5 protein-coding genes are annotated in these 5,038 nt (G+C 69.9%); all 5 read left to right on the top strand.

Annotated features, from left to right (window positions below; translation table 11 throughout):
• A partial coding sequence (locus ELR45_RS04290) for a class I SAM-dependent methyltransferase (RefSeq protein WP_165367468.1) occupies positions 1–712 on the top strand: 712 nt, incomplete at its 5' end.
• A gap of 146 nt (positions 713–858) precedes the next feature.
• Positions 859–2,040, top strand: a complete 1,182-nt coding sequence (locus ELR45_RS04285; RefSeq protein WP_205855921.1) for a Nif3-like dinuclear metal center hexameric protein — start codon at positions 859–861, stop codon at positions 2,038–2,040.
• A gap of 28 nt (positions 2,041–2,068) precedes the next feature.
• Positions 2,069–2,773, top strand: coding sequence for a zinc ribbon domain-containing protein (locus tag ELR45_RS04280; RefSeq protein WP_205855919.1), 705 nt, complete (start codon positions 2,069–2,071; stop codon positions 2,771–2,773).
• 5 nt (positions 2,774–2,778) lie between these two features.
• Positions 2,779–4,032 (top strand): bifunctional RNase H/acid phosphatase, encoded by a 1,254-nt coding sequence (locus ELR45_RS04275; protein WP_129663723.1) that lies wholly within the window; start codon positions 2,779–2,781, stop codon positions 4,030–4,032.
• Between the two features lie 76 nt (positions 4,033–4,108).
• Positions 4,109–5,038, top strand: a 930-nt coding sequence (locus ELR45_RS04270; RefSeq protein WP_205855917.1) for a heavy-metal-associated domain-containing protein, incomplete at its 3' end; no start/stop codon positions are given.

The raw sequence follows: 5,038 nt of genomic DNA, 5'->3' as shown, positions 1-5,038 counted from the left end.
GCTTGACCGCCCGCGCTATGACGGGCACGCCGACTGGTACGACGAGTGGAACTCTCCTGCCGCATCGCGACATAGCGACATCGTCCGGTCGTTGCTGGGGCGGGGGAGCGGTCGGTGCCTGGATCTCGGGTGCGGCACCGGGCAATACGCGGACGCGATCCGGTCCACCGGACGCGCGGTTGTCGGTGTCGATATCTCGGCGGACCAGCTCCGAGTCGCGCGTCGTCGGAACCGTGTGCTGGTCCAGGGCGACGCGGCGCGGCTGCCGTTCGAGGACGGCACCTTCGACACGGTCGTGGCGACGTGGGTTTCCACCGACGTCGATGACTTCCGCGGTGTCGTACGAGAAGCCGCTCGCGTCCTGACTCCCGGTGGTCTGTTCCTCTTCTATGGCGTGCACCCGTGCTACAACGGACCCTCCGTCGAATGGACCGATGACGGACGACGGATCATCCACCCCAAGTATCACCGCGCCGGCTGGCACGAGCACCAGCCGTGGTGGACCAACAGCGGCATCCGGGACAGGGTGGGCATGCGGCACGTGCCGTTGGCCGACGTCATCAACGCCGTGCTCGACGGTGAGCTGAGCATCGTCCGCGTCGTGGAGCCCCGGACAGGAGGCGCCGAATCGGGGACGGACGACGTCCCGCTCCCCACCGTGCTCGCCGTTCTCGCCCGCCGGCGCGGCGATCATCAACCGCTTGCCACTTGATGAGGTGGATGATCGGTGCCTGGGTCGGTCGCAACGACGCGGCTGGACCTGTTCGCGAAGAAGCGAATCGTGCCTACTCTGGAACGCAAGCCCTTCTCGTTGGGGTTCGCAGCTGATGGTCACGAGTCTGAACTAGGGTGGCGGCTGTGTCGACGCTTGCCGATGTACTGAACGTTCTGGAACAGCACTACCCGCAGTCGCGGGCGGAGTCCTGGGACGCCGTCGGACTGGTCTGCGGTGACCCGGATGCGGAGGTGCGGCGGGTGTTGTTCGCCGTGGACCCGGTCGCCGCCGTTGCCGACGAGGCCATCGAGTGGGGCGCGGACCTGATCGTCACCCACCATCCGTTGTTCCTGCGGCCGGTGCACGGCGTCGCCGCCACCAACCCGAAGGGCCGGCTGGTCCATCGCCTGGTCTCCAACGGCATCGCCCTCTACACCGCACACACCAACGCGGACACCGCCGATCCCGGGGTGAACGACGCGCTGGCGGACGCGCTCGGGCTACACGGCCTGCGACCGCTCAGCGCGCACTCCGGTGAGCAGCAGGACAAGCTGGTCGTCTTCGTTCCCGAGCCGCACACCGGACGGGTGCTGGACGCGCTCACGGCCGTCGGAGCGGGGGTGATCGGCGACTACGAGCGCTGCGCGTGGACGACGTCCGGCACCGGCACGTTCCGGCCCGGCGCCGGGGCGAACCCGACCATCGGGCAGGTCGGGGAGATCGAGGAGGTAGCCGAGTACCGGCTGGAGATGGTGGTCCCACGACGGCTGCGGACGCACGTCGTCGACGCGCTGATCGCCGCGCACCCTTACGAGGAACCGGCGTACGACATCTATGAACTGGCGGTCCTTCCGGCGACGACGGGCCTCGGCAGGATCGGCATGCTCGAGGAGCCGGAATCGCTGCGCGCATTCCTCCGGCGGGTGGCGGGCGCGCTGCCCGCGACCGCGGCGGGAGTACGGGCCGCGGGCGATCCTGATGCACCGATCCGCACGGTGGCGGTATGCGGCGGAGCAGGGGACTCCTTGCTGGAAACCGCGCGCCGTTCCGGCGTCGACGCCTACGTGACCGGGGATCTGCGGCACCATCCGGCCTCCGAGGCGATCGACAACGGCGGGCCCGCTCTCGTAGACGTCGCGCACTGGGCTGGGGAATGGCCGTGGCTCACAGTTGCGGCCCAGAGACTGCGGGCCGATCTTGGCGTAGAAGGTACTAGGGTGGAAACCCACGTATCCGTGGTACCGACAGATCCGTGGACACTGCACGAGCCGTCCCGCTCACCCGGGACGCCCGTGCCCGAGGAAGGGACTACTGCTGAACGTTGACCCGGAAGTCCAGCTCCGCCTCCTCGATGTGCAGAAGCTGGACCTGAAGCTTGACCAGTTGGCGCACCGGCGCAAGACCCTGCCGGAGGTCGCTGAAGTCGAAACCCTCGCCGCCGAACACGCTCGGCTGGGCGATGCCCTCGTGGTAGCGCAGACGGCCGTGAGCGATCTGGAACGCGAGCAGAAGCGTGCCGACTCCGATGTGGAGCAGGTACGGACTCGCAAATCGCGTGACCAGAAACGCCTCGACTCGGGCCAGGTCTCCTCACCGAAGGAGCTGGAGAGCCTCCAGAAGGAGGTCGAGTCGCTGAACCGGCGCCAGTCCGAGCTCGAGGACACCGAGCTGGAGATCATGGAGCGTCTCGAGCAGGCCCAGAACGAGGTCGACTCGGTGAACAACCAGCGCGAGAAGACCGGTGAGCGTGTGCGGGAGGTCCAAGGCAGCCGCGACGCGCAATGGGCGGAGATCGACAAGGAGTCCGAGGACGCACGGACGCGGCGTGCCGAGCTCGCTGCCCAGCTCCCGGAGGACCTGCTCGCCCTGTACGAGAAGATCCGCGCCTCTTCCAGTGGTATCGGCGCGGCGGCACTGCGACGCCGCATGTGCGAGGGCTGCCAGATGCAGCTCGACCCGGCGGAGCTCACTCGGATCGCCAGCTTCGCCCCCGAGGTGGTGATCCGTCACGACGAATGCCGTCGCATCCTCGTCCGGGTGCCTGACGGCGGCGTGTGAGAGGCATGTCGCGGTTGATCATCGAGGCCGACGGCGGCTCTCGGGGAAACCCGGGCCCGGCTGCCTTCGGCGCGCTGGTTCGCTCCGCCGGTTCGGGTGAGGTACTGGCCGAGGCGGGTGAGACCATCGGCGTCGCGACCAACAACGTCGCGGAGTACCGGGGGTTGATCGCGGGCCTGCAGATGGCGTTCGCCATCGACCCTGATGCCGAGGTCGAGGCGCGCCTGGACTCCAAGCTCGTGGTCGAGCAGATGTCCGGCCGCTGGAAGATCAAGCATCCGGACATGCGGCCGCTGGCGCTGACGGCGCAGCGGATCTTCTCGCCCGGCGCGGTGGCCTACACCTGGGTGCCTCGTGCGGAGAACGCCCATGCCGACCGGCTGCTGAACGACGCCCTCGACGGCAAACCCACCCCGCAGCCCTCGGCCGAAGAGCTCGCTGGCGCCGGGGATCTCGCAGGTGCCGGGGAACCGGCTCCGTCCGTGCAGAGCCAGCCGGAACCGTCCCGAGAAATGCCTGCCCTGTGGTCGGGGGAGATGGACCCGCCGACCACCCTCGTCCTGGTCCGGCACGGTCAGACCGCGATGACGAGGGGCCATGCGTTCAGCGGCGGCGGTGTGGACGGGCCGCCACTCGACGACGTCGGCCTCGGGCAGGCCAAGCGGGCCGCTGATCTGCTGGCCGGTTCCGAGGCGATCCTTCGCCTGTCTACGGTGGACGGCGCCGTGCCGGCGGGCGAGGCGGAGGCGAGCACCGTCGCCGATGCCACCTCCGCGGCCGGCCTGATACCGGGTCCCGGAGTACCGGTCGTCGTAGCGTCGCCGATGGTGCGGACCCGGCAGACGGCCGAAGCCATCGCGTCCCGGCTGGGAGCGGCGGATATCGTGCTGGACCACGAGTGGCGCGAGTGCGAGTTCGGTGTCTGGGAAGGCCTGACGCTGGCGGAGATCAGCGAGCGGTACCCGGACGACCTGGCCCAATGGTTCGAGTCGACGTCGTTCCGGCCGCCGGGCGGCGAGTCGCTGGACGAGCTCGCCACCCGGATCGCTGCCGCCCGGGACCGCATCGTCAGCGCATATCCGGGACAGACGGTTGTGGTGGCGACCCATTCGCTGCCGATCCGCTCCCTGGTCCGGATGGTTCTGGAGGCGCCGCCGTCGGCGATGTTCCGGATGCAGCCGATGCCGGGCTCGGCGACGGAGATCCAGCACTACAGCGACGGCACCTCGGCCCTGGCGGGGTTCAACTACCGTTCCTGACGCCGCAAGGGTTGGGCGGGGTGGCCTTTTAGGACTCGGCGGTCCGGGTAACAGAAGCGGCATGCTAGGTGCTGGTGTGGCGCGGCTTGGGGCTCGCGCGGTGTTGGCCGGGATCTCGGGCGCCGCATACACGGCGGGAGTCGCGAAGGGCACGGCCAAGGTGCTGCCGCAGACCGCCTCCCACGCGTTGTCGTCGCTGCCCCGGGTGGCCGCCGAGCTGCCCCGGGTGGCCGCCGACATGTTGCCGAGTGAACCGGCCCGGGAAGCCGCGTCGGCCGCTCGTGCGCTCACCGACGTGCACCCCAGACGACAGCACCGACGGGTCTGGTCCGGTGACGGAACGGTACATATCGAGGTGCGTGGGCTCGGTGGCCGGGATGGTGCCGGCAGGCGCAGGCTGGCTGAGAACGTACCGAAGGCGCTGCGGCGGGTGAAAGGCGTGCGCTGGGCGCGGGTGAACGCCGTGACCGGCCAGGTGCTGGTCGCCTTCGACGAGGGGCGGGTGGACGTCGGGACGCTGCTGGACACCGTCCGCGGCGTGGAGGAAGAGCACGGCACCCGGGAGGACGACTTCTCCTGGCGACGGCCGACCCATCCGGGCGACTCGACGCCGATCGCCGCCGTCGCCACCGAGCTGGCGGCGGACTGCGTGGCCACAGGCATGGCGCTCATCCAGTCCGTGTTCCGGTTCTCGCCGCTGCCGCGTCAGGTCAGGAGTGCGCTCGCGTTGCTCGAGATCGAGCGAGATCTGCGTCGCGGCCTGAAACGACGGGTCGGGCCGATCGAGACCGACCTCGTGCTCACGCTCGCGAACGCGGCCGTGCACGGCCTGTCACAAGGGGTCGCGACGCCGGCGGTTGATGCTGTGTACCGGACGACGTTGCTCGCCGAGGTGTGGGCCCGACGCCAGGTGTGGACGCGACGCGAGCCGGAACTGGCCGGTCGGGCCGGCACCGTTCCGCCCTCCGCGCCCCGGCCGCCGCCCCGGCCCGGGACGCGTCCGCGC

It is taken from the genome of Phytoactinopolyspora endophytica, assembly GCF_004138495.1.
Lineage (GTDB): Bacteria > Actinomycetota > Actinomycetes > Jiangellales > Jiangellaceae > Phytoactinopolyspora > Phytoactinopolyspora endophytica.
Note: the sequence above shows the minus strand (reverse complement) of the source record. Positions and strands in the feature narration are given on the sequence as shown.